19 protein-coding genes are annotated in these 26490 nt (G+C 62.0%); 11 read left to right on the top strand and 8 right to left on the bottom strand.

Going from position 1 to position 26490, the window contains the following annotated elements; translation table 11 throughout:
- Window positions 1-13: 13 nt before the first annotated feature.
- Together VHD36_02665 and VHD36_02660 are read right to left on the bottom strand one after the other, a co-directional pair.
- Window positions 14-841 carry a DNRLRE domain-containing protein gene (locus VHD36_02665; GenBank protein ID HVU86195.1) on the bottom strand — a complete coding sequence of 276 codons (828 nt, stop codon included), beginning with the start codon at window positions 839-841 and terminating at the stop codon, window positions 14-16.
- Between the two features lie 414 nt (window positions 842-1255).
- Window positions 1256-1963, bottom strand: coding sequence for a prepilin-type N-terminal cleavage/methylation domain-containing protein (locus tag VHD36_02660; GenBank protein ID HVU86194.1), 708 nt, complete (start codon window positions 1961-1963; stop codon window positions 1256-1258).
- Window positions 1964-2214: 251 nt separating this feature from the next.
- Between VHD36_02660 and VHD36_02655 the strand changes: the two genes are divergently transcribed.
- The 4 genes from VHD36_02655 to VHD36_02640 all read left to right on the top strand — a co-directional run bounded on the left by VHD36_02655 (window position 2215) and on the right by VHD36_02640 (window position 11042).
- Window positions 2215-2850 carry a DUF5671 domain-containing protein gene (locus tag VHD36_02655; GenBank protein ID HVU86193.1) on the top strand — a complete coding sequence of 212 codons (636 nt, stop codon included), beginning with the start codon at window positions 2215-2217 and terminating at the stop codon, window positions 2848-2850.
- On the top strand, window positions 2847-3113 hold the full coding sequence (locus VHD36_02650; protein HVU86192.1) for a hypothetical protein: 267 nt from the start codon (window positions 2847-2849) through the stop codon (window positions 3111-3113). The genes VHD36_02655 and VHD36_02650 overlap by 4 nt, the downstream gene beginning before the upstream one ends.
- Before the next feature lie 403 nt (window positions 3114-3516).
- Window positions 3517-4665, top strand: a complete 1149-nt coding sequence (locus VHD36_02645; GenBank protein HVU86191.1) for a lectin-like protein — start codon at window positions 3517-3519, stop codon at window positions 4663-4665.
- 416 nt (window positions 4666-5081) lie between these two features.
- Window positions 5082-11042: a peptidylprolyl isomerase gene (locus tag VHD36_02640; GenBank protein HVU86190.1), complete on the top strand. Its 5961-nt coding sequence runs from the start codon at window positions 5082-5084 to the stop codon at window positions 11040-11042.
- A gap of 124 nt (window positions 11043-11166) precedes the next feature.
- On the opposite strand, the gene rpsR is transcribed toward VHD36_02640, so the two are convergent.
- The gene (gene rpsR / locus VHD36_02635) at window positions 11167-11427 is read right to left on the bottom strand and encodes a 30S ribosomal protein S18 (protein HVU86189.1); all 261 of its coding nucleotides are present in this window, start codon (window positions 11425-11427) and stop codon (window positions 11167-11169) included.
- Window positions 11428-11804: 377 nt separating this feature from the next.
- Here rpsR and VHD36_02630 point away from each other — a divergent pair, with 377 nt between their 5' ends.
- Complete coding sequence (locus tag VHD36_02630; GenBank protein HVU86188.1) at window positions 11805-11936, top strand: hypothetical protein; 132 nt, start codon at window positions 11805-11807, stop codon at window positions 11934-11936.
- The gene (locus tag VHD36_02625) at window positions 11933-12139 is read left to right on the top strand and encodes a hypothetical protein (GenBank protein ID HVU86187.1); all 207 of its coding nucleotides are present in this window, start codon (window positions 11933-11935) and stop codon (window positions 12137-12139) included. Before VHD36_02630 ends, VHD36_02625 begins: the two co-directional genes overlap by 4 nt.
- 87 nt (window positions 12140-12226) lie before the next feature.
- Here the strand turns inward: VHD36_02625 and VHD36_02620 are convergent, their stop codons facing one another.
- Together VHD36_02620 and VHD36_02615 are read right to left on the bottom strand one after the other, a co-directional pair.
- On the bottom strand, window positions 12227-13390 hold the full coding sequence (locus tag VHD36_02620; GenBank protein ID HVU86186.1) for a DUF1080 domain-containing protein: 1164 nt from the start codon (window positions 13388-13390) through the stop codon (window positions 12227-12229).
- 214 nt (window positions 13391-13604) lie between these two features.
- On the bottom strand, window positions 13605-14285 hold the full coding sequence (locus VHD36_02615; GenBank protein ID HVU86185.1) for a DUF1080 domain-containing protein: 681 nt from the start codon (window positions 14283-14285) through the stop codon (window positions 13605-13607).
- A gap of 264 nt (window positions 14286-14549) precedes the next feature.
- Here VHD36_02615 and VHD36_02610 point away from each other — a divergent pair, with 264 nt between their 5' ends.
- Window positions 14550-16166 (top strand): PQQ-binding-like beta-propeller repeat protein, encoded by a 1617-nt coding sequence (locus tag VHD36_02610; GenBank protein HVU86184.1) that lies wholly within the window; start codon window positions 14550-14552, stop codon window positions 16164-16166.
- A 29-nt stretch (window positions 16167-16195) separates the two neighbouring features.
- On the opposite strand, the gene sthA is transcribed toward VHD36_02610, so the two are convergent.
- The 3 genes from sthA to VHD36_02595 form a co-directional block, all read right to left on the bottom strand.
- The gene (gene sthA, locus VHD36_02605) at window positions 16196-17593 is read right to left on the bottom strand and encodes a Si-specific NAD(P)(+) transhydrogenase (protein HVU86183.1); all 1398 of its coding nucleotides are present in this window, start codon (window positions 17591-17593) and stop codon (window positions 16196-16198) included.
- A 192-nt stretch (window positions 17594-17785) separates the two neighbouring features.
- Window positions 17786-18790: a hypothetical protein gene (locus tag VHD36_02600; GenBank protein ID HVU86182.1), complete on the bottom strand. Its 1005-nt coding sequence runs from the start codon at window positions 18788-18790 to the stop codon at window positions 17786-17788.
- 537 nt (window positions 18791-19327) lie between these two features.
- Window positions 19328-20743: a hypothetical protein gene (locus tag VHD36_02595; GenBank protein HVU86181.1), complete on the bottom strand. Its 1416-nt coding sequence runs from the start codon at window positions 20741-20743 to the stop codon at window positions 19328-19330.
- A 304-nt stretch (window positions 20744-21047) separates the two neighbouring features.
- Here VHD36_02595 and VHD36_02590 point away from each other — a divergent pair, with 304 nt between their 5' ends.
- The 4 genes from VHD36_02590 to VHD36_02575 all read left to right on the top strand — a co-directional run bounded on the left by VHD36_02590 (window position 21048) and on the right by VHD36_02575 (window position 26231).
- Window positions 21048-21440 carry a response regulator gene (locus VHD36_02590; protein HVU86180.1) on the top strand — a complete coding sequence of 131 codons (393 nt, stop codon included), beginning with the start codon at window positions 21048-21050 and terminating at the stop codon, window positions 21438-21440.
- Between the two features lie 204 nt (window positions 21441-21644).
- Window positions 21645-23936 carry a DUF1592 domain-containing protein gene (locus tag VHD36_02585; GenBank protein HVU86179.1) on the top strand — a complete coding sequence of 764 codons (2292 nt, stop codon included), beginning with the start codon at window positions 21645-21647 and terminating at the stop codon, window positions 23934-23936.
- Complete coding sequence (locus VHD36_02580; GenBank protein ID HVU86178.1) at window positions 23936-25282, top strand: DUF1552 domain-containing protein; 1347 nt, start codon at window positions 23936-23938, stop codon at window positions 25280-25282. The genes VHD36_02585 and VHD36_02580 overlap by 1 nt, the downstream gene beginning before the upstream one ends.
- A gap of 148 nt (window positions 25283-25430) precedes the next feature.
- A complete protein-coding gene (locus VHD36_02575) occupies window positions 25431-26231 on the top strand; it encodes an SDR family NAD(P)-dependent oxidoreductase (protein HVU86177.1) in 801 nt (266 codons plus the stop codon).
- The last annotated feature ends 259 nt before the right edge of the window (window positions 26232-26490 follow it).

Below are 26490 nucleotides of genomic sequence, written 5' to 3'. Positions count from 1 at the left end.
ACCAACCGATCAATCAGGCAAAGCGCTTCCGCACTTTCGAGGCTGCAGCGGCGACGCAGCCAACCACCAGGAGCACTACGGTCGAGGGCTCAGGCGCGGGCGTGTAATTCACGATCAATTGCGGCCGCAGGTCTGCCGTAACGGCTTCCTTGGTCCAGAATGCGCTGAACGTCGTCGGGCTGGTCTCATTGGTGTTGACGAGTTCCCAACCAAAGTTTCCGGACGGATTATCCAACCAGCTTTGCACATCGGCCACCATCGCGGCCGTCGAGCCCCAGGTGTTGGCCGCATTCAGCGTCGTGCCGATCGCGATCGTGGCACTCGAAGCCGCGGCGAAGTCGCCGCCTGGATTCGTCCACAGGGTGCTGGGAAAGGCCGACGCGTTCCAGGTGGCGTCACCGGTGCCGGCCGCAAAGCCTTGGCCCGTGCCTCCGATGCTCGTGTTGCCCGAGCCGGCAGTGCCTTCGCCCCATGCCTTCAAAACGTCGTGCAGTCCGATGCTGGTTCCACCGCCACCGCCGCCGCCACCGCCGGAGCCGGCAACCTGGCCGAGGAACAGAACGAGCTGCACACTCGTGATCGTGGAGCCCGCGGGAATGTTGCCCGCGACGTTGAACTCGATCAGCCCGCGACGCGGCGAGCTGGCGCCGTTGGTGCCGGAAAACATGCCAGGACCGCCGCCATCGCTGTTATTGACGTTGTTTTGAAAGATCGTGTTGTCTTTGACGTCGGTGGCGATGTTCGAATCCGAGCCGCCGCCGATGATGGTTTGCACGGCCTGCGCCGAGGTCGACAGGCAAAAAATTCCCAAAACGGCGACGGTTAGTTTCCAAAGTTGCATTAGCTTAGCTCCCTTGACTGGGTCAATTCTTCTTGTGGTGTAAGGTTCCGTGGTGAATTCGAAATCGATTTTGTGATTGCCGGGCCGGGGCGTGATGGAAGCGCAAGCGCACGGATCACACTGCGGTCGATCGAACTGATCGAAGCGAGATTTGTGCCGTCGACGGAGTCCGCGCGGAGATGCCGGACCAATGGCCGGCAAGGAGAAACCCCAAAAACGTGGACGCCGTAGCCTAGCGGGCTGCGCTGCGACACGATTCGTGCGTTACACCAATCGTGTACTCACATCGCCTGGTGGCTAGGTAGCGGTCATTAGCGGCGCCTTAAGAGGGGCGGGGATACCGGAAAGAGGCAGTGGCTTTTCTCGATGGTTTACAAACGCCCGGTTAGTCCCGTTAGTACGGAGGTAGTCCCGTTAGTACGGAGGGCCGGTCCAAACGCTGCCCGGGACGACCCAGCGCACGTCGGGCAATTGCGGATCACCGACGCCACAGCCGACCAGATCACCGGACAGGCTCGTGACGTGCCCGTCCAAAAACGCAATGTTCACCAAGCCCCCGTGGCGCGCCACGGGGCTGTACGGCTGCTTCGAGGGAAGAATCGAGCAATACGGCCCGGGCCCGTCCGCCATGAAGACCATGGTCGACGTGGGCCCCACCTTTTCGATGCTGTCTGGCTGGGGTGCATTCCAGGTCGACAACCACATATTCATGCCGTAGGCGAAAAAAATCGTTTGTCCGGTGTCGAGCGCTTCAGGACAATTCCAAACGCTGGCCTGTTCAGGCCGCGGCTGAATGCCCTGCTGCCATAGTTCGCTATAGGGACGCTGCTCCATGTACGTCGGCAGGGCGTTGAACCAGTCATCGGGGCGCGTTAGTTGCGATGTCTGCTGCACGCCCTGACCGCGACGCGGCAAATAGCCGTCGTGAATCTCGACAAAGTGTTGTAGCGCCACCGACCACTCGTGCAAGTTCGACAGGCAGGTAACGCGCCGGGCCGATTGTCTCGCCTGTTGCACCGCCGGCAAAAGAAGCGCAAGCAGCACTCCCATCACAGCGATGGCCACCAACAACTCGACCAACGTGAAAGCCGCCGGGCACCGCCTTCGATGAAGGAGCGTCATGGGAACGGCCTCCTCAAAAAGACCTGCCTCATCCGATTCGCGCGGGAGCCCTGGGAGCCCTCAGGACACCATAGTGTCTGGCACCGCCAGGAACATGTCAATCCCCCAAAAAAACGCCAAAAAAGGGAGCTGTCCTGCGGATGAGACCAGGCTGTACACCGTTCCCTCAAATCGGGTAACTTCGCCCTGAGCACCACGATCGATCGGTGGTGGCGTAGACGCACCGTAGCCGGTGTCAGCCGAGAGCCTTTATGGCGGATAAGCTAGGGCAGTTCGTCGATCTCGCGCGGCAGCGCGGCATGGACGCTTCGACGGTGTTTTTGCTGCTGCGCGCGTCGGGTTGGAAAGAAAAGGAGATCGCCCAGGCCCTGGCCACCCGCGAGCTGGCCGCGCCGATTCCCGAACCCGCAGGCGTGGGCTCAGCCCGCGACGCTTTCTTTCATCTGCTGGTGTTCACGGCGATGTATGCCTCGGCGATCAGCCTGATCTACTTGCTGTTCACGTACATTGAATTTGCCTTCCCTGACCCGGCCGCCAGAACGTCGAGCTACATGATCGAGGCGGCTCTCTCGGGCATCCGCGTCGCGCTGGCGACGTTGATTGCTTCCTTTCCGCTGTACTTGCTGGTGTGGTGGTACCTGCTTGGAGAGATTCGCAACTCGCCGGAAAAGTCGCGAGGCGGCGTGCGGCGATGGCTGTCGTCGCTGACGCTGTTCGTCGGCGCTGTCACGATCATGGCCGACGTGATCACGGTCGTGTTCTACGTGGTCGAGGGGGATCTGACGGTTCGGTTCCTGCTCAAGGTCGCGGCGTTGCTCGTGGTCGTCGGCGCCTTGTTCATTTACTTGGCTCTGACGTTGCGCGCGGAAGGAAAGGCCGAGGGATGAATACCAGATTCCATGCCGGCTTTGCGCTTCTGGCTTCGGCGGTCGTGGCCGCGACGATTACCTGGGGATTCGTGCTGGCCGGTTCGCCTGCCTTGCGCCGGCTCGAACGCTTTGACGAGCAACGCCTCGACGATCTGCGAACCATCGCCCGAGAAATTCAGTTGATGGTCGTCGATCAAAACGACAAAGAAAAAAAACGCTCAAGGAACCTCTACCCAAGACGCTGGTCGAGGCGGCCGAGCGTGCTCGTGATCAACGATTAAATCCGCTCGACCCGGAAACCGCCGAGCCGTACCAATTCACGGTAACGGGCGAGACGACGTACGAGCTGTGCGCAACATTCTCGCGCGAGCGTCAGGCCGATGCGCGTGTCTTCTGGAACCACCCGGCCGGCCCGCACTGCTTTTCGATCAATGTTCTCGATCCGCCGCCCTATTGACCAATCGATTTCTTGCGGACCGACAGTCGGTAACTTAACATACCGTGACTTGTCATCGGCCGCATGAGCGGTAATCTCGGAGCCCGCTAGTGAGCTCGCCCCGAACTTGTGCATGATCACGCGCCCCGCCGGGCTGCGACATCGCCAAGTTTTCTTTTTCACAAGTCCCTGTGTGCCGCGCCGCTGCGCGCATGCACCAGACATTACTGGTTCCAGAGGAGGGTCTAATGAACGCTAAACTCCGCGCGGTTCTTGCATTCATGGCGTGCTGCGCTTCTTCCTCGTCAGCCGCTGTCATTAGCGGCCCCACCGTCGATCCTGCCAACGGCCACGTTTACTACCTTCTCAGTGCTAACACCTGGTCGGCGTCAGAAGCCGAGGCACAATCGCTGGGTGGCAACCTGGCGACGGTCAGAAACGCTGCCGAAAACACTTGGCTCTTTAACACGTTCAGCGCAGGCCAGCGAAATCTATGGATCGGTTTTAACGACAGCGACTTCGACAACAACTTTACCTGGGCAGACGGCGAACCGGTTACTTACACGAATTGGGACACGGCACTCAACCAACCCAACCTCGGTCCCGAGCGATGGGTCTTCATCGCCCGCGGCAATCTCGGTAATGGCGAGAATGCTACGAAGTGGCACGACATCATTGATAGTCCGACGCCCCTGTATCCCTGGGTAGGACCAGTCTATGGCGTCGTCGAAAGAAGCGTACCGGCGACTCAATTCGTCATCAGCCCTGCCGAGAGCTCGATTACGCTGTCGGGCACGGCCTTGGGCACGACGATCCAAGAACAACTGCCCGGCTCGCTGACGACGCAATTGCAGGGAACTTTGTTCGCCGACCTCTCGGTTGCCAATCAACTGACGTTGTTTGCCGGCGGGCACGTGGCGCCGGTCCCCCAATCGGGCCCATTCATCCCCGGCAATACTCCCGCTCAGTTTGGCGACGCTGCCACTCTCAGCGGGCAACCGGCTTATGGCGCTTACCGCGACCTCGATTTTTCCCAGTCGGCCACGTCGGTGATGCCCATCGACGGGCAGGGTAACTTCAGTGCCACGGGGCTTTCCTTCAGCACGTTGGCAGGACGACTGGACTATATCGCGCAAGGTTCAACGTCGTCCCTAAATCTGACCGGGGCCACGACGGTGAATCAAGCGTCGTTGCAAGGCACCGTGCAGCCCTATGGAAATGGCTACAAATTGACGATTCCCATACACTTCACGATTGACAGTCTCTTCGTCTCGCAGACCTTTGACGGCCAGATTGTTGCCTACTCGTCGTCGGTGCCTGAACCCGGCACTTGGTCCATGACAGCCGTCGCGCTCTTGGGTCTGGTCGGATTTATCGTCGGGCAGAGGCGGCGCTAATTTGGGATCGCGCGTGGGATGCCGGGCGCGGCGGCCCTGGAGCGTGTGACAGCCCTTTTGCAGCCCAACGCAACAGGGACGAGGCCACTCCAGGAGCCGAGTCATTCGCGTTAACAGTGATGCTCGAAACCCGGCTGCCGCTTCCGTTTGTATCTAAACAGACTTTTCACTTGCATTCCACTCGCTGCCACCCGTAAATGGGGGTGCTCTTCGAGTGGCGGTGAGGAGGTTCGCGGCCGGGCCAGAGTTCTTCGATCATGCCACGGCAGCCTTGGCAGGGGGCTTCGTGGCGTTTAGCCGGCCGGCGCGAGCAGCGCGCGGGCAGGCATGTCGCGCGTCGATTTCTTCGCCGCCACGCACGTTGTTAAACGACGCGGCTTCATGCCTCTGCTGATTCATTTCTCAAGGGACAAGAGATGGGCATCCTTGGCTTCCGCAAGGCTAGAGTTCGCAAACTCCGTGCGCTCTTCGCACCCGGTTCCGCGGGCATCGCCTTCCGCGCGCTCCGCTGCGAACCGCTCGAAGATCGTCGCCTGCTGACGGTCACCTTCAACCAAATCACGGGGCCCGAGACCAACTCGGGCTACAACATTCCGTCGGGCAAGGATCTATACGTCCCGCTCACGGCCAGCGATCCGGGCCAGGCGATCACGTACACGGCCACCACCACGAACTCGAGCGTCACGGCGACCGTGCTTACCGGCAATCCCGAGTTGGTATTGAACGTGGCGGGGACCGATGCGCAGGGTCACGCGTTCAGCGGCACTCTGACGTTCGTCCTGTTCCAGAATCTGGCCCCGCAGACGGTGCAAGGAATCATCAACGACGTCAACAACGGCATCTTCGACACCGCGTCGTTCTACCGGATGGAGACCGACCCGAGCTTCTCGTTGATTCAGGGAGGCCTCCTTCCGCCGAGCAACACGAATCCAACGGTCACAGGCCCCACGCTGCCGAACGAATACAACGTGAACGTCGCCTTCAATTCGCCGGGCGTGCTGGCGATGGCGGCGTCGACCAATCCGTTGACCGGCCAGAAGACGGCGTCCACCGAGATCTTTGTGATGGCACCGGGCGTACCACTTGCCCAGGAGCCGCAGTTCCTGAATTATGGCTATACGATTTTCGGTCAGCTTCTCAACGACCCCAGCGGCGTGTACAGCAAGATTCAGCACGTGCCGACGACGGCACAAGGACAAGATCTCGACTATGCCAATACGCCGGTCGTGATTACCTCGGCCACGATCATCAACAACGACAACCAAAACGCCGTCCTGCAGATCGCGGAGCCGGCCGGCTTCACGGGCAACGCGACGGTCACGGTTACCGCCACGGGTTCGGATAGCTCCTCGAAGCAACAGTCGTTTAACGTCAGCGTCCTGCCTGTTAGCAGTGGCGATTCATACCTGTCCTTGAACCCGATCAGCAATCTCACGACGCAAGCGGGGCAGTCGGTTCAGTTCACGATTTCGGCAACAGAAGCCGCTACGCTTGGCTCGCCGACATTTAGCATCGGTGACCAGAACCCCTTCGGCCAGGCTCCCTACCCCGCGCCGCAGAACGTCACCGTAACTGTCACGCCAGGGGCGAATAACACGGCCACCGTGACCTTGACCCCCAAGGCGGGCTTCTCGGGCACTTTGAACCTGGTGGCGCACGCGGACGACCGGAATAGCGGCTTGAGCGACGCGCAGGCCTTCACGCTCACCGTGACCGGCTCCATGAATGTGCAGGTGCCGGGAAGTCAGCAAGTTACGGCAAATCAGTCGCTGGCGATTCCGGGAGTGTCGATTACCGATGCGGGCCTGCCGGCTTTCGCCAACGTGACGACAACGTTCAGCGTCGCCCACGGCACGATCACGCTGCCGACGAATGTCGCGGCAGGCATCACCGCGGCGCAAATTACTGGCAATGGTACTTCGAGCGTCACTATCACGGCGCCACTCGCTGCGACGAACGCCACGCTGGCCGCCACGAATGGATTGGTTTACGCGCCTACGATCGGCTTCGCCGGCGCGGATAACCTCGCGATCGCCAGCAGCGATTCACTGGGCAATACAGCGACGGCAAGCATATCGCTTTCCGTGGTCACGAACTTCCTCATCAGCGTGCCCACGTCGCCGCTTGCCACGCCGATGAATACGTCGCTCGCCGTTAGCGGACTGTCTCTGTCGGACCCGTCCTTACCCAGCGGCGATACGGTCACGCTCAGCCTCAGTGCCTTACACGGCACGATCCTGCTGAAGACCAGCGTGTCAGGCGGTGTTTCGGCTGCACAGGTCACCGGCAACGGCACGGCCAACGTCGTCGTCACGGCGACCCTGGCCCAAATCAACGCCACTCTCGCGGCTCCCGCCGGCATCGCGACCGTCGGCGGCGTCACGTACTCGCCCGCGCCAGGCTACAGCGGCGCGGACACGGTAAATCTCGGTGCCACGGATCAGCTCGGCAATTCCGCCTCGAACGCGTTTTCCATCGCCATCGGGGCCTTGATCAACGCCCCCAGTACGATCGAAGCGCCGTCCGGGATTGGTATTGGCGTCACAGGCATTTCGCTCGTCGATCCGTCCGTGTCGAGCGCCGGCGCCGTCACGCTTAGGATCGCCGTCGGGCACGGAGTTCTCAATGTCGCCACGAACATATCCGGCGGAGTGACAAATGTGAGCGGGAACAACTCCGGCCTTGTCACATTGACCGGAACGCTGGCGCAGCTCAACACCACGCTCGCTGCCTTGAACGGACTGCGCTACCGATCCAACACCGGCTTCCACGGCCCGGACACGCTCTCACTTTTGCTAGACGATCAGCTGCAGAGTACGATCGCGGCCACAATAACGATCAGCGTCGTTGGCCCCTTAAGCGTCAATCTGCCCGCGAGCGCGTACGTTCGCGCTAACAGCTCCACGACCGTTACGGGAGCCTCGATTGTCGATCCTGGATTGCCATCCACCGACAATGTGACGGTTGTTTTGTCGGCAGCAGAGGGAACGATCGCGCTCAGTACAGCGGTGACCGGTGGAGTCACGGCCGGCCAAGTCACTGGCAACAGCACAGGTAGTGTCACCGTCACGGCTACTCTGAGCCAAATTAATGCGACCTTGGCCGCGGCGAGCGGCCTGACTTACACGCCATTAATCGGGGTCATCGCCATCGATTCACTAACCCTCGCTGCGACCGACAGCGCGGGCAACAGCGACACGGAGCAGGCGACGTTCTCGATCCTTGGTGACCTGTCCGTCGAATTAGCACGGAATCAGCTACCGGTAACTCCGGGTCTTCCCACGCCGATCACGGGTGTCACGGTTTCCGAGTTTGGCTTGAGCGATAGTAGCAACGTCACCGTGACGCTATCGGTGCTGCATGGCACGCTCAATGTCGCGACCGATGTGATCAGTGGACTGAATCCGGCCGAGATTACCGGAAACGGTACCAACAACGTCACGATCACGGCGCCCCTGTACCAAATTAACAATACACAGGCTGCCTCTAATGGCCTGTCGTATACGCCTGACGCAGGCTTCGTCGGCCGCGACTTTGCGTTTATCCAGGCCACCGATCCTGTCGGCAATACCGCGACGGCCTCAATCAATCTCGGCACTGGTATCTTCGTTACCGCGCCCCCTTTCCTCCAGGTCATCGCAAACTCGTCGCAGCCGATCGCCGGAATTTCCATCCAGAATACTGACGAACCGAACCAATTTTATGACGTGACAATAACCGCGCCGCACGGCATTCTCGCTCTCTCGACAACCGTTCCAGGCGGCGCGACCAGCAATGAGATTTTTGGCAATGGATCGTCGTTCGTCATGTTTCAGGGGGCACTCGACGAGATCAATGCCACGCTCTCGGCCGCAAATGGGCTGTCGTACACTCCATTTAGCGGCTACATCGGCTCGGATGAGATAGACGTCTCAGCGGAGAATGCTGGGGGAGAAACCGGTTCGGCCAGCATTGCGGTATCGGTCAGTCCGCCACTTTCCATCGTGGCTCCCTTGAGTCCCGTCCCTGTCGGTGGGGGCGTGACGCCGCTCGGCGGCATTTCGCTGGTGGAAGCGGTCGCGTCACCGTCGGCCAATGTGGTAACGACCTTCTCGGTCGAGCACGGTCGCCTCACCCTCTCGACGAGTGTTGCTGGCGGAATCACGGCGGCGCAGATTCTTGGCAACGGTACGAATCTCGTCACGGTGCTGGCGCCACTCTCGGCAATCAATGCCACGTTGGCCGACGCACATGGCTTGTCGTACGCGCCCCTGAGCGGTGCTGCAGGCCCCGATCAACTTTCCATCACGGCCGAAGATTCGCTGCAAAATGTCGCCAGCGCCATCGTACAGCTGAGCCTGGCGGGCCCGATCTCGTTCAACAACGTGCCCACGTCGCCGATACTCGTCGCGCCCCAGGGCGATCAGTTACTTTCGCTCGGGATAAGCGACCCCGGCTTCCCAACCGGCAACAACGTCACGGTCACATTGTCGGCATCTCATGGGACAATTACCGTTCCCCTGTCGATGTACGGCGGGTTGTCGGCCGACCAGGTTTCGGGCAACGGAACAAGCATGGTCGTTGTGACCGCACCCTTGGATGCGATTAACACCACGCTCGAAGATCTCGACTTTAGTTACCAGCCGGCGAACGGCTACGTCGGGCCAGACACCGTCACCGTTGCGGCCAATGACGGCGTCGGCAATATCGGCAACGTGAGTATCGCGATCATTGACGTCGGTCCGTTGACGATCACGGTACCAACAGCTCCCGCGCACGCGGTCGGTGGGCAAACGGTGGCGATCTCGGGCGTTTCGCTGAGCGATCCAGGCCTGCCCGCTCCTTACGACGTCCGTCTCGATATTTCGGTGCAGCAAGGGCAGATTCTTATGGCCGCGAACATCCCGGGCGGTGTCACGGCCGATGAGGTCGCTTTCCTGGGCAGCCACGACATCGCGATCACGGCGACGCTCGCCCAGATCAATGCGACTTTAGCGGCGGCCAATGGTTTGTCCTATCAAGCGCCTCCCGGCTTTAGCGGATCGGACTCGTTAAGCCTCATTGCGTCCGATCCGGCAAACTTCGTCCGCATTGGTCAAATCGCGGCACAAGTTACGTCGCCTCCCGAGATCAAAGACGTTGCGGTCGACAGCACCGGCTGGTCGCAGAACTTTGAACAGCAACTGACGTTCCTGAATCCTCTATACGGATATTCCCTGCCGAGCGGGGCGGCGCAGTTATCGCCCCTGCCTTGGAGCGGCTTGAACGAGATTCGCGTGCAGTTCAACGAGCCCGTCAACGTCCAACAAGGAAGCCTGACGCTGACGGGCCTGAACGTGGCGCAATATACGATCACCGGCTTCAGTTACGACGCCGCGAATTATTCGGCCGTATGGACGCTGTCCAAGCCGATCGGCGCCGATCGCGTGCAGATTCACCTCGCCTCGACCGGGCTGAACGCCGTCACTGATCTATCCGGCAATCCGCTCGACGGCGATTGGACCGATGGAGCAAGGGCGTACCCCTCGGGCAATGGCCAGGCCGGCGGCGATTTCAACTTCTCGTTCAATGTCTTGCCCGGCGACGTCAACCGGGACGGCATCGTCAACGTGCAGGACCTTGCCCTGGTTTCTTCCAGTTGGCTCGCGTCGTTGCAAAACGGCGCCTTCAACGGATTTCCGTGGATCGATCCCAACGGCGACGGGATCATCAATGCCCAAGACCTGGCAACTTTGTCGGCCAGTTGGACGAAAGGACTGCCAGCGCAGCCCGCCGGCACTTCCGTGACGATGGAAATGGCAGCGGGCTCGACACCGGCGCTTTCGAGTGGCGCTTCGCAGCCGGCGGACGCTACGGCGTCTGTCGCCGCAGCCGCGGTACCAAGTTCTGCACCTGCCGCGCCCCAACCGGCGGTCGCCGCAGTCAGCAACGTGCTTGATGATTTCGCCGACTCCTCGCATGACAACACCGGCTCGTCGGCGGCGCCCGTTGCGTCGCAATCGCCGGCGGGCTCGCCCGTCCTCGGTACGGTGCAAGACGGCAGCGGCGGCGCGACGATGCTTGCCGCCGCGTCTATGACGGCAAGCGGCAGGGCAGCTAGCTCCGGGCAGCTATCCAGCACCAGTCTGGCGGCCGTGATCGGTTCGTCGACGACATTATCGCCCGCGCAAACGGATTCCGTTTCCTCTCTGCCGGGCGCGCTTGCTCATAGTCCCGCGGCTGCCGCACTCGACGGCGCCAATCCGGACAGCAGCACATCGAACGCCGCGTGGCGCGACGCGGCGTGGGATGCAGCCCTGGTCGAGTACGCGGCCACGGCCGAGAATCTTGCCCCCGCGCTTGCGAGCGAACTGGCAACGCTTTTGGCCGCGCACCACAGAAAGCCGCCGACGCGCTAAAGCTCCGCAGGCAAGGGCTCTGGCGGGAAATCGCGACGCGAGGCGCCGCGCAGCAAGAAAGGCGGCTTGCGCCGCCTGATGCAATAAGGACCGGCCGCGCGCAGCGCAAAAACCTGCCGCGCGATTACTCAGCGACGTACGGCAGCAAGGCCATGAAGCGTGCCCGCTTGATCGCGCGGGTCACGGCATGCTGACTGGCGGCGGTGCAGCCGCTCTTGCGGCGGCCGATGATCTTGCCTTGTCGGCTGGTCAGCTTCGACAACAGCTCCAGGTCTTTGTAATCGACGTACATCGGCCGGGGCCGCTTGCCATCGACAAAGATCGGGTCCTTCTTCTTCGCGCGGCTGCTGAACTTCGACCGCTTCTTAGGGACGAACTTTCCCATGCTCCCAGTCCAACTACAAAAACGAGTGTGAATTGATCGCGACAACCGCCGGGATGAGCCGCCTGGCCCAGGCACTTCGCCCGCCCAGGCCATCCCGCCCCCCTCCGGCAGAATCGCCCATCGTACCCGGTCCGCGGCCCCACGTCAAAAGGGGTTTTAAGGGGTAGTGGTAGACTTTGAATCGAAGAAATTTTGAAGTGGGCACGGTAGAATCAGGGGATGGGTCTGCCGTTTTTTGCATTGCTGGCGGTCGCGATCGGCGTATTAGCCGTCTTGGCAATTGTTGTCGTGGCCGCTGTGGTCGGAATCGGATTGTTCATAGTCGCGGTCTCGATCGGGGCTTTCGTTTTCATCCGTCGAAGAAGGCACACAACCCCATGACCCGCGACCACGCCCACAACCCCGACCCCAACGTCACGGCCGCGCGGATCTTGGCCGAATCCATGACCAAGCAGGAGCCGGGAGTTTTCGCGCAGGGTCCGGCCGGTCGCGGTAGAATCGGGGCATGAACAATCCAGTGCGACGATTCCGTTTCGGATTACGCAGCTTGCTTATCGCGGTGGCGATCATTGCCATTCTCGCGGCCATATATCGAATCCCGGGGGACGGCGACCGCTTGGAAGCGTTAGCGCTCTTCGGCAACATGGTCGGAGTGGGGCTGGTCTTCGTGGCCGCAATCCGCCTTGTCGAGATCTTCGGGGCGCGCGAATGACCCGCGACCATCAGCACAACCGGGACCCAAGCGCCGGTTCGCCCTTCCCAGTCCGACCGCTCTGGCCTTGCATCGTGTGACAGGTGACTACCGCTCCACGATGCGAATATTGCGGAACCAGACCGGCTCGTGATGGTCTTGCAGGCCCAGGTAGCCGCGTAGCTCGCGGGTGGCCAACTCGGGCGATTTCTTGCTGTCGGTATCGACGACCACCACGCCGTTGTGGGTGACCCGGTAGGCGTCCCCCTGGCAATCAATTTCCAGCGTGTTCCACTGGCCGGCCGGCTTGCTCACATGCCTGGTCGCCGGCGCCGCTTTGTAAATGCTGGCGGCGAACTGGCCCGGCTCGATCTTGGCGTAGCGCTCGGCCGCGTCGTCGAGCAGTTGTACTTCGACGCCGGTTTTGTGTGTTTCGCCCGGCTCGAGCTCACGGTGGGCGCCGTCGTGCGGCACGCGGACGTACACGCCCGAGTTGCCACCCGGCTGCAGCTTGTATTCGAGGCGGAGATTGAAATCACCGTATTGCTTCAGGCTGCGCAGCCAAGGTCCGCGCTCGCCCGTGCATTCCAGAACACCGTCTGCCAGCTTCCAGGTTTTCGAAGCGTCGCCGGTTCCGGCCTCCCAACCGTAGCCGTCGGCGCCGCGCAAGTCACTCTCGCCCAACAGCGCGTGGTAACCCAGCTCGGTGATTTGCAGATTGCGAAATTCGAACTGCCCGCCCGAGGGAACTTCGCATTGCAGGCCGATGTATCCGTCGGCGGCCGCGACCTTATCGGTGTGCCAGGCCGGCTGGCCGTTGATCGCGAGGTCGGCGTTCTTGCCGATGACGGTTATCTTGAAATGGTTCCACTCGCCAGGCTTGACCAGGCCCGTGCTTGCGGCGCCGGGCAGATCCTTGATATTCCCTTCGAGCCCTTGCGCGAGATTGATTTGGTAGCGCGTCGGCCAGGCGCGCCCCGTCTCGCCGGGCAGTTCCGAGCGGATGTAGATGCCGGAATCCCACTTCTCGGCGTTGCGCGCTTTCCAGTCGAGTTCGAGGATGAAATCGCGGTAACGATGATCGGTGCGCACAAAGCCATTGCCCGCCTGGAGCACGAGGGCACCGTTTTCGACCCCGGCCTCGCAGCGCGTGACGTGCCAGCCTGAGAGGTCGTGACCGTTGAAAAGCGACATCGTATAGCCATCGGCCGCGCTCGCTCCCCGTGGCAGCAGGGCGACGATCGCGACCAGGATTTTCAACAGGCGATGCATGGTATCGGTCTCGCAGGATGTCGAAGTCTCGTCATCAATATTTCCCTCCCTTCCAGGGAGGGACTAAGGGAGGGTGTTCGCGTTCCGCAGCGAGTTGATGTTTCGTTCACCGAACGTCGAAACTAGCCGATCGGTTCACCCCCTCACCCGGCCCTCTCCCGAGGAGAGAGGATTCTTTGATTGCCAGGATGTCGATAGACGAACTCGATCCGGCCTACGGTTTCAGCTCCAGCAGCTTCACGTTCTTGTACCAGCATTTGTGGTCGTGATCCTGAAAGCCGAGATAGCCGACCCGCGGCATATCTTTAATCGCCACGCCGAACTTGTGCTTCGAGCCATCGGGCCGCTTACCTTTTTCGCTCCACTCGTCGACGTTGATCTTCGAGACCTCTTCGCCGTTCACCTTGACGTTGATCAAGGGGCCTTGCGCCTTGATCTCGACCGAGTTCCAATCGTCGGGCTTGATGTTGTTCTTCGTCGGCCGGACCAGGTCGTACAGCGCGCCAAAATCGTGGAAGCCCGTTCGATTACTGTTGAAGACCTGCACTTCGAAACCTGTATAAACGGGATTCTTCGGATCGCCGACGCGGAAGAAGATGCCCGAATTGCAATCGGCGTCCGCCATCTTCACGTCACACTTGAGGATGAAATCGCCGAATTGCTTGTCGTAGATGATCAGGTAGCCGCCGGCCTTGTGGGGCACGAGCGATCCGTCCTCGACCTTGGTTGCCACGGGAGTGCCCGTGTTGCACTTCCAGCCGGTTGTGTCGTGGCCGTTGAAGAGCAGTTGCCAGCCGGCGGCTTTTTCTGCGGGGGTCAATTCATTGTCGGCGGCGCGGGCAAACGGCGTGGCGAAAAAAACGCCAAACATGAGAAGCGGCAGGCAAAAACGCATGAGATGTTTCCTCGACCGGGCGACTGGAGGGATTGCGGTGGGCGATTGCGAGGATTGTAACCACCCATTGGTGCGAGTGAAACCGGCCGGCCACGGGCGCGAATTCAGCGGCCCACATTGGCAAAGCTGTGCCAACGCCGCGACCCCGTGTGGTATGATAGCCACCCAGGGCAGTCACCGCGGTGCGACCGCGAGCGGCTTGCCGCCGCACGCCAAGCGCGTGCAGGCGAACGACGTCACGTCCGCGAATTCGAAGATCTTGTCATGACCGAAAACGTGGCCGCTCAATTTCCGGAGTGGCATTTGCGACGACGCGCCGTGCCGATCGTCGCGGTCTTGCTGATGTTGGCCGCCTGGCTCGCGCTGTGGACGCTTCCGTCCGAGCACCTCGACCGTGGCATGCGCACTACTTCCAGTTTTCTGGCGGCGGTGCTGGCGGCTGTCGTGGTTGGTGTTTGGTATTTCGGTATGGCGGGTGTCTCGCGGCGGACGCGCGCTGTCACGGCTCTTGCATTGCTGATACTTCTGATCGGATTCCTTGGCTCGCTGCGTCGCGTGGAATTCTCGGGCGACATGCAGCCGACGTTCGATTTCCGCTGGCAGACTTCGCGCGAAGCGAAGTTGGATTCGTATTTGGCGAGCGAGCAGAAGGGTGAGAATATCGTCGCTGTCTCCACGGCCGTCGTACAGCCAAGCGCCGAGGATTCTCCTTGCTATCGGGGCGCGAATACCGCAGGCATCGTTGTCGGGCCGGCCCTTGCTCGCGATTGGCAGAAGCATCCGCCGCGCTGCTTGTGGCGGCATCCCTGCGGCGGCGGTTACGCTTCGTACGCGGTCATCGGCGATTCGGCCGTGACGCTCGAACAGCGCGGCCCAGAAGAAGTCGTGGTGTGCTACGACATTTCTACCGGTCGCCATCGCTGGAAGTATGCCTACCCGGCAATGTTCAGCGAAAAGCTCGGGGGCGACGGCCCGCGCGCCACCCCCGCCATTCACGATCGTTGCGTCTACTCGCTGGGAGCGGCGGGCGATCTGGTGAAGCTGGATTTCACAACCGGCGAGCTCGAATGGCGCGTCAACATCCTGGCCGAAAACGGTTCGGGCAACCTGGAATGGGGAATGAGCGGTTCGCCACTGGTGGTGGATGGACAGGTGATCGTCAATCCGGGCGCACAGCAAGGAACTGAAACGAGCGCGGACGTATTGGGGTTCGACGACGCGGACGGTCGCGTCGTCACCCGCGCCGGCAACGCCCGTTCCAGCTATTCGTCGCCCATGCTGGCTACGCTTTTGGGCGTGCCGCAATTGATCATCTTCGACGCCGCCGGGCTCGCCGGCTTCGATCCTGCCGGCGGGCAATCGCTGTGGCGCGTCCCCTGGACAAGCGATTTTGATATCAATGCCGCGCAGCCCGTGGTGCTCGACGACCGGCATATCGTGATTACGTCGCAAGCCGGCTGCGCACTGATCGAGTTTGCCCTGGCCGAGGGGCATTGGATCGCCACGCAAGTCTGGCGCAATCGGCAGATGAAGTGTTCCTACGCGAATCCGGTCGCCCGCGACGGTTTTCTGTACGGGCTGGACGAAGGCATTCTCGCCTGCCTGTGCCTGAAGACCGGCAAACGCGCCTGGAAGGAGCGGGCCGGTCAGTACGGGCATGGCCAGTTGTTGCTGGCCGGTGACTTGTTGCTCGTGCTGAGCGAGAAAGGCGAGTTGGCCTTGGTCGAAGCCACGCCCGAAGCGTTTCGCGAGCTGGGTCGTATTCAGGCCATCGATGGCAAGACCTGGAACAATCCCGTGCTGGTGCGCGGCCGGGCCCTGGTTCGCAATCACCTGGAGATGGCCTGCTACGAACTGCCGCTGGCAGACGCCCCCGAGTAGCGCGTCCGGCAGTGTCGCCGGTCGACATCTCAGAACAGCCGGTTGTATCCGTTCAACGCCGCCACGCGATAAGCTTCGGCCATCGTGGGGTAATTGAACGTGGTATTGATGAAGTACAAGAGCGAGTTCGCTTCGCCCGGCTGCGCCATGATGGCCTGACCGATGTGGATAATCTCCGAGGCGCTACTGCCGAAGCAGTGCACGCCGAGAATCTGCAGCGTCTCGCGGTGAAACAGAATCTTCAGCATTCCGACCTGGCGTCCCGTGATCTGAGCCCGGGCGAGATGCTTGAACAGCGAATGGCCGATCTCATAGGGAACCTTGTCGGTCGTGAGCTCGCGCTCGGTACGGCCGATCGAGCTGATCTCGGGACTGGTGTAAATCCCCGTGGGAATGTCGCGGATCAACGCGCATTCGCTGCGGCCCGTGATAATGTGCGTTGACGCGAAGCGCCCCTGCACGTAGGCGGCGCTCGCTAGCGAAGGAAAGCCAATCACGTCACCGACGGCATAAATATTCGGCACCGCGGTTTGAAAGTTGCCGTTCACTTCCAACTGGCCGCGCTGGTTGGGCTGGATGCCGATTTCCTCAAGCCCCATCTCCGCAGCCTGGCCGGTGCGACCATTGGCCCACAACAGGATGTCGGTTTTCAGCTGTTTGCCACTCTTCAGGTGCAGCACCACGCCGTCGTCGCGCGGCTCGACCCGCTCGTATTGTTCGTCATGGCGGATCAGCACGCCCAGGTCGCGCATGTGATACGCCATAGCGTCGATGATTTCATCGTCGAGGAATTCCAGCAGCTTCGAGCGTGTGTTGATCAGGTTAATCTTGATGCCCAGGTTGCGGAACATCGAGGTATATTCGCAACCGACGACGCCGGCACCGTAGATCGTCATCGATTGCGGGGTGAAATCCAGGTCCAGGATCGTGTCGCTGTCGAAGATGCGCGGATGCCCAAAGTCGACGTCCGGCGGCCGATAAGGGCGCGAGCCCGTCGCGACGACGAACGCGTTGGCCGTGAGACGCTGCTTGCTGCCCGTGCCGTCGCAAACTTCGACGGTATGAGCGTCGGCAAACTGGGCCCGGCCGACGAAGATCGGCACGTGGTTGCGCTCGTAGAAGCTGGTCCGCATCTCGACCTGCTGCTCGATCACCCGTTTTGCCGAACGGCGCAGTTCGGCCACGGAGAAATGGCACGAAACGCCCGAGTCGCGAAATAGCGGGTTCCGGTTCGCCTCGGTCATTTGAAAAATGGCGTACCGCAGGGCCTTACTGGGAATCGTTCCCCAGTGGGTGCAGCCGCCGCCGACGCGATCGAACTGCTCGACCAGGGCCACGTGCTTGCCATGCTTCACGGCCTGCATCGCGGCCCCTTCGCCGCCGGGGCCGCTGCCGATCACTACCACGTCGAAATGGAGCTTGCTCATCAGGTTCTCGCCGCGCAGGTTGAATCAGAGAGTCGAACAATCCTTTGTCGAAGTTCCCGTCGCAGCAAACGCCCCCCCGAGGAGGGCAGTCGCGGGCCAGGCACCAATCCATGGGCACATATTGGGCGAGGGTGTGCCCGCTGATTCTAATCGTTGCGGCCGCGTGCGACCAAGGGGGCGGTCGCACCGGTGCTACGCAGTGTCGCCGCCCGTGCCGCCCATCCAGCGGCGCACGGCACTCCATCCCTGGCCAATAAGCTTACCGCTGAGCAAGTTTTCGGTGATCGTGGTTTTGTCGGTCGAGAAGTTGTTCCACACGGCATCGATGTAGGGACCGCTCGTTTCCCGCACGGTTGCGTACAAGCCACGCTTCCGTATTTCGGCCAGGGCCGATTCGTAATGGTCAATGACGTGCCGATCGAACAAGCGCCCCGCGACGCGCACGCCCGACAAGGCCCCCCGCGCCGCGGCGTGCATACGCGACAGGGTGAACAGCGTCATGGCGCCGGAGATAGCCAATGGGCTCACCCCTTCACGCGCGGCGATGGCGCGCATCTCGTCCCACACCCGGGCGAGCTCGGCTTGCGGGATGACGCTCCCCGGATCGATTGACTTGAGAGCCTCACGCGTTTGCTCGACGGTTTCACGTAAGCCGTTTACGGACAAGGGGGGCGTGTTGAAGGCGTCGGCTGTCGTGTTCGAGGCGCTGGCCACGGCGCTCAGCAAATCGTCCACGTGGTGGATCGTGCTCTGCGGATCGATCACGCCGTCGCGTTTCAACTCCTCGGCCAGCTCGGACAAATAGGCCTGCGAACCGTAGGCGACGTCGCTGACCACCGCCAGCAATAGCGCTGGTGACAGGTGGAACGTGGCCAGATGGGCCATGTCGATGAAATTGCCCACCGCCTTGCGCGCAACAAAGTTCTCGACGCGCGCCGCCTCGGCGTCGGGCGGCTCGCGGCGCGCCGTGCCTCCGACGTCCTCGGCCAGAAAGTCGAGCATCTGGCGGATCATTACCGAATAGCTCTTCGAATCCTGGAAGGCTTGCGGCACCAGTAGCGCCGCGCTCTCGCGGGCCGCGCCAGCCACCACGGCCGCGCCGGAACGCAGCGCACGCTCGGGAAGCGATAGCGTGTAGCGCAGATAGCGCGCGATCGCCGCGTGGCCAGGATCGTCAGGCGGTGGAACGCTCGTCATTGCGGCGGCTGCCTCGTGGATGCCGGAAGCACCGACGGCCCGCATGCCAGGGCGAACACGATTCGCCAAATCGTGGACATGCCAGCGGTAGGCCGGCGGGAAATGCCCGACGGCATTTCAGCAGTTTACCGCCTGGGCGGGAGCTACAGCATCATCACAATCGCGACGCTCATCAGAATGCCGGCCAGGACATAGGCGGGGGACATGGCAATTCTCTCTGTGGGAGGAAGGTTCGGTGGGGCCGGGGGGGACGCATCGGCAATCATCCGATCGCAAGCCGCGTGCCGGAGGCCCGTGCAGCTAAGGACCTTAGCGCAGCCGCGACCGGCGTGTTTCACGCTTAAATGCTTGCCGGCGTGAGAACTTTGCGCGGCGGAGTGCATTCCTTGCCGTGTACCAGGCCGGATGCTTCCGCAGCGAGGATTGGCCCGATTTCCCGTTCCGATTCGAGATTTCGTCGCAGGATGAGATGCGCTGTCGGGCCCCGTCGGCTCAATTTGGGCTCGACGTTAAGTGGGCACTTCCAGTCGGGTTTGATTACGGTTGCGGCGGCAATTTCGCCGGCAGCCCACCCCATACGACCTGGTCTTGACGTCCCTCGTAGCCGACGAGGTTTTCGGCCGGATTGTCGACGATGCTTCCCAGGATAATTACCCGATCGTGAACGTTGATCGCCGGCTGCGCCGGGCGCCAACTGACGACGGTGACCACCTTCGGCAGACCGAAGAGCACGACCTTCATGGCATACAGGCTGCCGACCTGAGACATTTCCTGCACGGTGCCGGCCAGCGCGATGCCGGAAGGGTGGTGGCGATGGGGCTCCAATTGAAAGCCCGCCAGGCGGCCAATCGATTCGGCGCCGCGGGCATCAGCACCAACGCTGGCCAGCAGTTGTTGCACGGTATCGCGCTGTCCCCAGGTGTTCGTATCGCCGCGCGAAACGAACGTCACGACCTCGGCCAGGTGGCACAGCCGGGCGTAAAGTTCAGGCGTCATTTTCGCGGTCGCTTTACCACCGCACTCATGGCAAGGGAGTTTTCGGTCCGCCACGGTCTGCGCCCTGGGACCTTGTGCGGCGGATGCGTTCGCCTTGGCGTATCCGGTGCCGTCACAAGCGGGGCAGCGCAGGGCGCTGGCCATATCGGCAGTGGCCAGAGCGAGGTCTTCGGCCGAATACGCTGTGAAGTGCTGCGGACCCGTCTGTGCTGGCTGCTGCGGAGTTGCGCCCGCCATGGGAGGCGGCGACGTGGGTTCCGTGCTCACGGGAGGTGGCGCCGCGGTTGCTGGCGGAGCCGCCGCATCGCTCGCGGGGGGCGGATCGCTATCCGGAAATGGAGCCGGTGGCGCAACAGGCGTAAACGGCGGCGCCGTATCGAAGGGGGAAGTGACGCCGTCTGCTGGGCCGCCTGGCGGTGGGTTAGGGACCTCGACCGCCGGCGGCGCGTCCGGCTGTTTGAGAAGATCCGTCAGCCCACGTTCGCCCGCTCCCTCGTCCGCACTTTTTGCTTTGCCTTGGAGAAAGGGGAGGTGAATCGGCGCGGTGACCCAGGGGGGCAACTTGTCGGCGATCTCCAGAAAGTCGTATCGCGGCCCTCCGAAGCGCAGAAGTCCGAGGTAGCCGAGCGACAGGCCAATGAGCCCACCTCCGACGACGCCAATGAGATGCGAGAGAACGCCCGGCTGTTTCTTGCGGGGTCGCGGAGGAATCGACTCGGCATCGAGTTCGGCGGACTGCATGGGCTGGCCGGCGTGCCCGCTGCTCGCTCCCGCCACGCCGGCCACGGGGCGCGGCAGGGGAATCGCTTCAGGGGGCGCGAGAATGCTCGAGGACAGCACATCCTGCACGCGGAAAGGCGCGCTGCACAGCGGGCAACGCATCTGATCCTGCGGCTGCGCATGGCCGGGGATCAAAATGTCGCCATGGCATGAGGCGCAGGACGAAATGCGGGACATGCGGAACTCCGACACAGACCATATCCATCGTCCAGTTTATCAGCGGCAGCCAAGATTCGCCTATACCGTCTGCCCGAGGTCGCTTTGACGAAGATGCGCGGTTTGGAGAACGAATTCTGTTGCAATTGCCCCTGGAAAAAAGGTACAAGGATCGTTGAGCCGACTTTCTGAAAGCGTGGTTCCACCGCCGGCTCGCCGTGTGTCATCGCGCGTGTGTCTTCCCAAGCACTTCACGAACTGCTAGCACGCGAAAACGAAGGGCGTACTGCCTCTCGTATCGCGCTGCGGCCTGCGGAGGTGTTACGTGGCGAAGGTAATCGTGGTCGACGACGAACTTGGCTACCGGGTAAGTTTGGAATTCTTTCTGCGCCGTGCCGGGCACGAAGTTGTTGCCGTCGGGACACCGAAGTTGGCCATCGAGCAGGCTGAGGGATTTCGGCCTGAAGTCCTGGTCGTCGATTGGCTGCTTGGCGAAAAAAAGACCGGCGCCGACCTGGTGTCCGAACTGCGAACTCGACTACCCCACTTACAGGTAGTTGTCATGAGCGGGCTGGGCACGCAAATAGTACGCGGCCAGGCCGAAGCGTTGCGGATTTTTTGCATGGTCGACAAGCCATTCGAGCCCAACACGCTGCTCGAGGCCGTTAATGCCGCGGTGGCCGGGCTGGCATCGGCTACGGGTCCGATTCGCGCCTAGCTCGCATTTCCAATCATGGCGGCGACGCTACGGGGTCGCGTCCTGCGGCGATTTTCCGCCGTGGCGCGAGATTGGCACCCATGTTCGTTTCTTTATACAATTGAGGCGTTGTCTCCCGCCCGCCGTGCATTCCGGACGAGCACGGTCAGGTCCCACCTGCGTCCCCCGCCTACCCGTGCCATGCGTCAGAACCTCGTGCCAGCGATGACCTTTTGGCTCCGTGCGACGGTGGCGTTGTGTATCGCATGGCTCACGACCGGAGATTCGGTTCAGGGGCAGGAGGCATTCTTTGCCGAGCGGCTGCAGCCGTTTCTGCAAAAGTACTGCATTGACTGCCACAGCGGCGAAGCCCCCGAGGCGGACCTGGCATTCGACATCATCAAGGACGAAAGCGCGATCGCCGGCAACCGCGAGCGCTGGTCCCACGTGGTCGAGTATCTCGAGGCGGGCATCATGCCTCCGGACGACCAGCCGCAGCCAACCTTGGACGAAGTGGCCAGCATCAATGCCTGGATCGGTACTCGACTGGCCAATCTCGGCGGCAGCGGCGTGCGCGATCCCGGCCGAGTGACCATCCGCCGTCTGAATCGCATCGAATACAACAACACGGTGCGCGACCTGGTCGGCGTCGACTTTCAGCCTGCCGACGATTTCCCGTCAGATGACGTGGGGTACGGCTTCGACAACATTGGCGACGTGCTCTCGCTACCGCCGATCCTGCTGGAAAAGTACCTGGCGGCGGCAGATAAGATCGCGGCCCGGGCCATTGTCGACCCATGGCCGCCAAAGCCCGAGATTCGCAAGTTCGCCGAAGGTCAATTGATCTCCGGTCAGCGCGGTCGTAAAGGCGTGGCCAGCGGCCGCTTGGAAAAAGAAGGAGATGTCTACGTCGAGCGCGAGTTCCTGGCCGAAGCGGATTACATCATTCGCTGCCGCGCCCATGCCGAGCAGGCCGGCGATGAGCCGGCGCGCATGGCGCTGCGGCTCGATGGCAAGGACCTGGCGACTTTTGAGGTTTTGGCGGTGGCCGGCAGCCCCGGCCTGTACGAGGCGCGAACACATATCGCGACCGGCAAGCGACGCATCGCGGCCGCCTTTTTGAACAACTTCGTCGATCCCGAGAACCCCGACGAAACGCGTCGCGATCGCAACCTGATCGTCGAATCATTGGAAATCGACGGTCCCCATGGCGAGGTACTTGCACCGCCGTCCCATCGGCAATTGATCGTCCGCACACCGGCCGGCGATGAAGAAGCTTGTGCCGAGGAGATCCTTACGCGGTTTGCCTCGCGCGCGTATCGCCGCCCGGTCGCCGCCGAGGAAGTCGACCGATTGATGGAACTGGTGCGGCTGGCGCGCGACAGCGGCGACTCGTTCGAGCGGGCCATCCGCCTGGCAGTGCAGGCGGCGCTCGTGTCGCCTCATTTCCTGTTTCGCGTCGAACTCGATGCCGATACCAGTGATGAGGCCCTGGTGCAGCAGATCGACAATCACCAGTTGGCCGCGCGGCTTTCGTATTTCTTGTGGAGCAGCATGCCGGACGAAGAATTGTTCCGGCTGGCCGAGCAAGGAGGGCTCTCGAACGACGAAGTGCTGGCCGCGCAGGTGCGGCGGATGATTGCCGATCCGCGCTCGCAACAGCTTGTTGAGAATTTTGCCGGACAGTGGCTGCAGATCCGCAACCTGAGCATCGCCTCGCCCGACCGCAAGCGCTTCAAGGGGTTCGACGAGTTCTTGCGAACGGCGATGCGCAAGGAAACCGAGTTGTTCTTCGCGTCGGTGATGCGCGAGGATCGCAGCATCGTCGATTTGCTCGACGCCGACTACACGTTCTTGAACGAACGGCTGGCGAAACACTACGGCATCGAAGGGATCGAAGGAGATGAGTTCCGGCGGGTGCAATTGACCGACCGTCGACGCGGCGGCGTGCTGACGCAGGCCAGCGTGCTGATGGTGACCTCGAATCCCACGCGCACTTCGCCGGTGAAGCGCGGCAAGTGGATCATGGAACAGATTCTTGGCACACCGCCGCCACCGCCGCCCCCCGGCGTGCAAGAACTGGAGCAGGTAAAGCTCGAAGGGACACTGCGGCAGAAGATGGAGCAGCATCGGGCGAACGCCTCTTGCGCCGTGTGCCACGCGCGCATGGACCCGTTGGGCTTTGCCTTCGAAAACTTCGACGCCATCGGTGCCTGGCGCGATCAGGACGAGGATCATCCGATCGATCCGTCGGGGGTTCTGCCGGGCGGGAAAACTTTTTCGGGGGCAACGGAATTGCGGGCTTTGCTCGCGGCACGTCCCGAATTGTTCGCTCGCAGCCTGGTGCGGAAAATGCTAACCTACGCCCTAGGGCGCGGACTGGAAGCTTATGATACCCAGACCGTGGCCGATATCGCCGAGCGGCTGAAATCGCAGGACTACAAGTTCTCAGCCTTGGTGCTGGAAATCGTTCGCAGCCAACCGTTTCAAATGCGACGCGCGCGAGGAGCCGAATGATGAACGAGCGCAGACATGTCTCGCGACGAACGGTCTTGAAGGGGCTAGGCACGGCGCTCGCGCTGCCGATGTTCGATTGCATGCTGCCGGTTCGGGCACGAGCCGAGAGCGAGGCTCTGGCCGTGCTGCCAAGACGACTGGCATTCCTGTACGTTCCCAACGGCGTACACATCCCCGATTGGAAGCCGAAGGCCACGGGCGCGGATTTTGACCTGCCGCCGATTCTCGCCCCTCTGGCGGAACACAAGAGCTACCTCACCGTCTTCAGCGGACTAGCGCAGGACAAAGGACGCCCCAATGGCGACGGGCCGGGAGATCACGCCCGGGCGCTGTCGAGCTTTTTGACCGGCTGCCAGGCCTTTAAAACGAACGGAGCCAACATTCGGCTCGGCATTTCGGCCGACCAGGTTGCCGCCCAACTGGTCGGGCACCGTACAAGGTTTCCTTCTCTCGAGTTAGGTGTCGACCGCGGCGCGCAGTCGGGCAATTGCGACTCGGGCTACAGCTGCGCGTACTCGTCGAACGTTTCGTGGCGATCGGCGACGCAGCCCAATCCAAAGGAAATCGATCCTCGGCTGGTTTTCGAGCGCCTGTTCGGCGCGGGCACCAGCGTCGAGAGTGATCAGGCTCGCGCCACCCGCGCGAAATATGAGAAGAGCGTGCTCGATTTCGTGCGCGACGATGCCAGCCGATTGAAGAAGAAACTCGGCGCCACCGACCAGCGAAAGTTGGACGAATACTTGACGGCGGTGCGCGAAGTCGAGGGACGGATCACGCACGCCGAGAAATCAGCCCGCCGAGAATTGCCCAGCTACGAGCGGCCCGACGGTATCCCGCAGGATCATGCCGAGCATCTGCGGCTGATGAGCGACCTGTTGGTGCTGGCGTTCCAGGCCGACTTGACGCGCGTCGCCACGTTCATGTTCGGCAACGACGGCAGCAACCGCAGCTACTCGTTCATCGGCGTGCCCGAGGGGCATCACGATCTGTCACACCACGGCGGCGACGAGAAAAAGCAGGCCAAGATCAGCCTGATCAATCAGTTTCACACCAAGAACCTGGCCTACTTGCTCGACCGACTGAAATCGGTCCGCGAGGGGGACACCACGCTTCTGGACCAGGCGATGATCGCCTACGGCAGCGGCCTCGGAGACGGCAACGCCCACAATCACGACAAGCTGCCGATCCTGGTCGCCGGCCGGGCCGGTGGCACCATTCAGAGTGGCCGGCACCTGGAGTTCGAAAAAGAAACACCGCTCAATAATTTGTGGCTCTCGCTGCTCGATCGGGTCGACGCCCACGCCGAGCAGTTGGGCGACTCGACCGGTCGGATCGAAGGCATCTGAACGCGCCGTCTGAGGCTGCGATGTCTCACTGGTACCGGCGTCTGGACTCGTGCGCGGCACGCCGATAGCCTAGACCCCGGGGTTGAGCGTCTCTTCTTCTTGTCCAGTCCCGCGGCTGGTCTCGTTCCCTTCAATTACGCGCACGCACATGCAGATCAAAGACCAGGTAATCGTCGTGACCGGCGGAGGCAATGGCATCGGCCGGGCACTGTGCAGGCGCTTTGCCGCCGAGGGAGCCAAGGGAATCGTCGTGGCCGATCTCGATGATGCGGCCACGCGCGAAGTAGCAGGCGAAATCGGCGGGCTGGCCGTGCGCACCGACGTCAGCGTGCCCGGCGAGCTTGTTTCGCTCGTCGAACAAGCCACGAAGAAGTTCGGGCCGATCGATCTGTTCTGTTCGAACGCCGGCATCGAGACCGGCGGCGGGATCGACGCCCCGGACGAGGCCTGGCAGCGCATCTGGCAAGTGAACGTCATGGCGCACGTGTACGCTGCGCGGGCAGTGCTGCCCGGCATGCTTGCGCGCGGGCGAGGGTACTTGCTGCAAACGGCCTCGGCGGCCGGGCTGCTGACGCAAATGAGTTCGGCGCCGTATTCAGCGACGAAGCATGCCGCCGTCGGCCTGGCCGATTGGCTGGCGATCACCTACGGCGACGCGGGGATCAAAGTGTCATGCCTGTGCCCTCTGGGCGTGCGGACCAACATGCTGATGTCGACCGAGGATCCGATCGCCGTGTTTCTGCGCGAAGGAGCGATCGACGCCGAGCAGGTCGCCGATGCCGTGGTGAAGGGGCTCGCGGCCGAACAATTCTTGATTCTGCCGCATCCCGAGGTGGCCGAATTCTTCCGTCGCAAGGCCGACGACTACGACCGCTGGCTACGCGGCATGAAGCGCTTGCGCGCCAGCCTGCCGGGCATGCCCGACCCACGCGGATGGGGTGAGCTTTGATTCGCCCGGGGGCGGATTTAGAGTTGCTAATTCTCAAAATTCTCTCCGATGCGGCGGGCACAAAAAAAGAGCCCACATCCGCCCGCGCATGCGAAAGCGCGGATACGGCCGTGGGCTCTTTTGGATACTCGCTGTCCTGATCGAGCTCTGCAGATACCCCGGTCAACTTGTGGTGACCGAGCTCAGCGATGGTCTCGCCGGCTGAAGTTGCAACCTAGCAAAGGGGCTGGCTCAATTTCCAGCGCAAAATCGGCGAAAT

The sequence above is a fragment of the Pirellulales bacterium genome (genome assembly GCA_035546535.1).
Classification (GTDB): Bacteria; Planctomycetota; Planctomycetia; order Pirellulales; family JACPPG01; genus JACPPG01.
The sequence above is the reverse complement of the archived record's forward strand: the minus strand, read 5'-3'. Positions and strand labels throughout refer to the sequence as shown.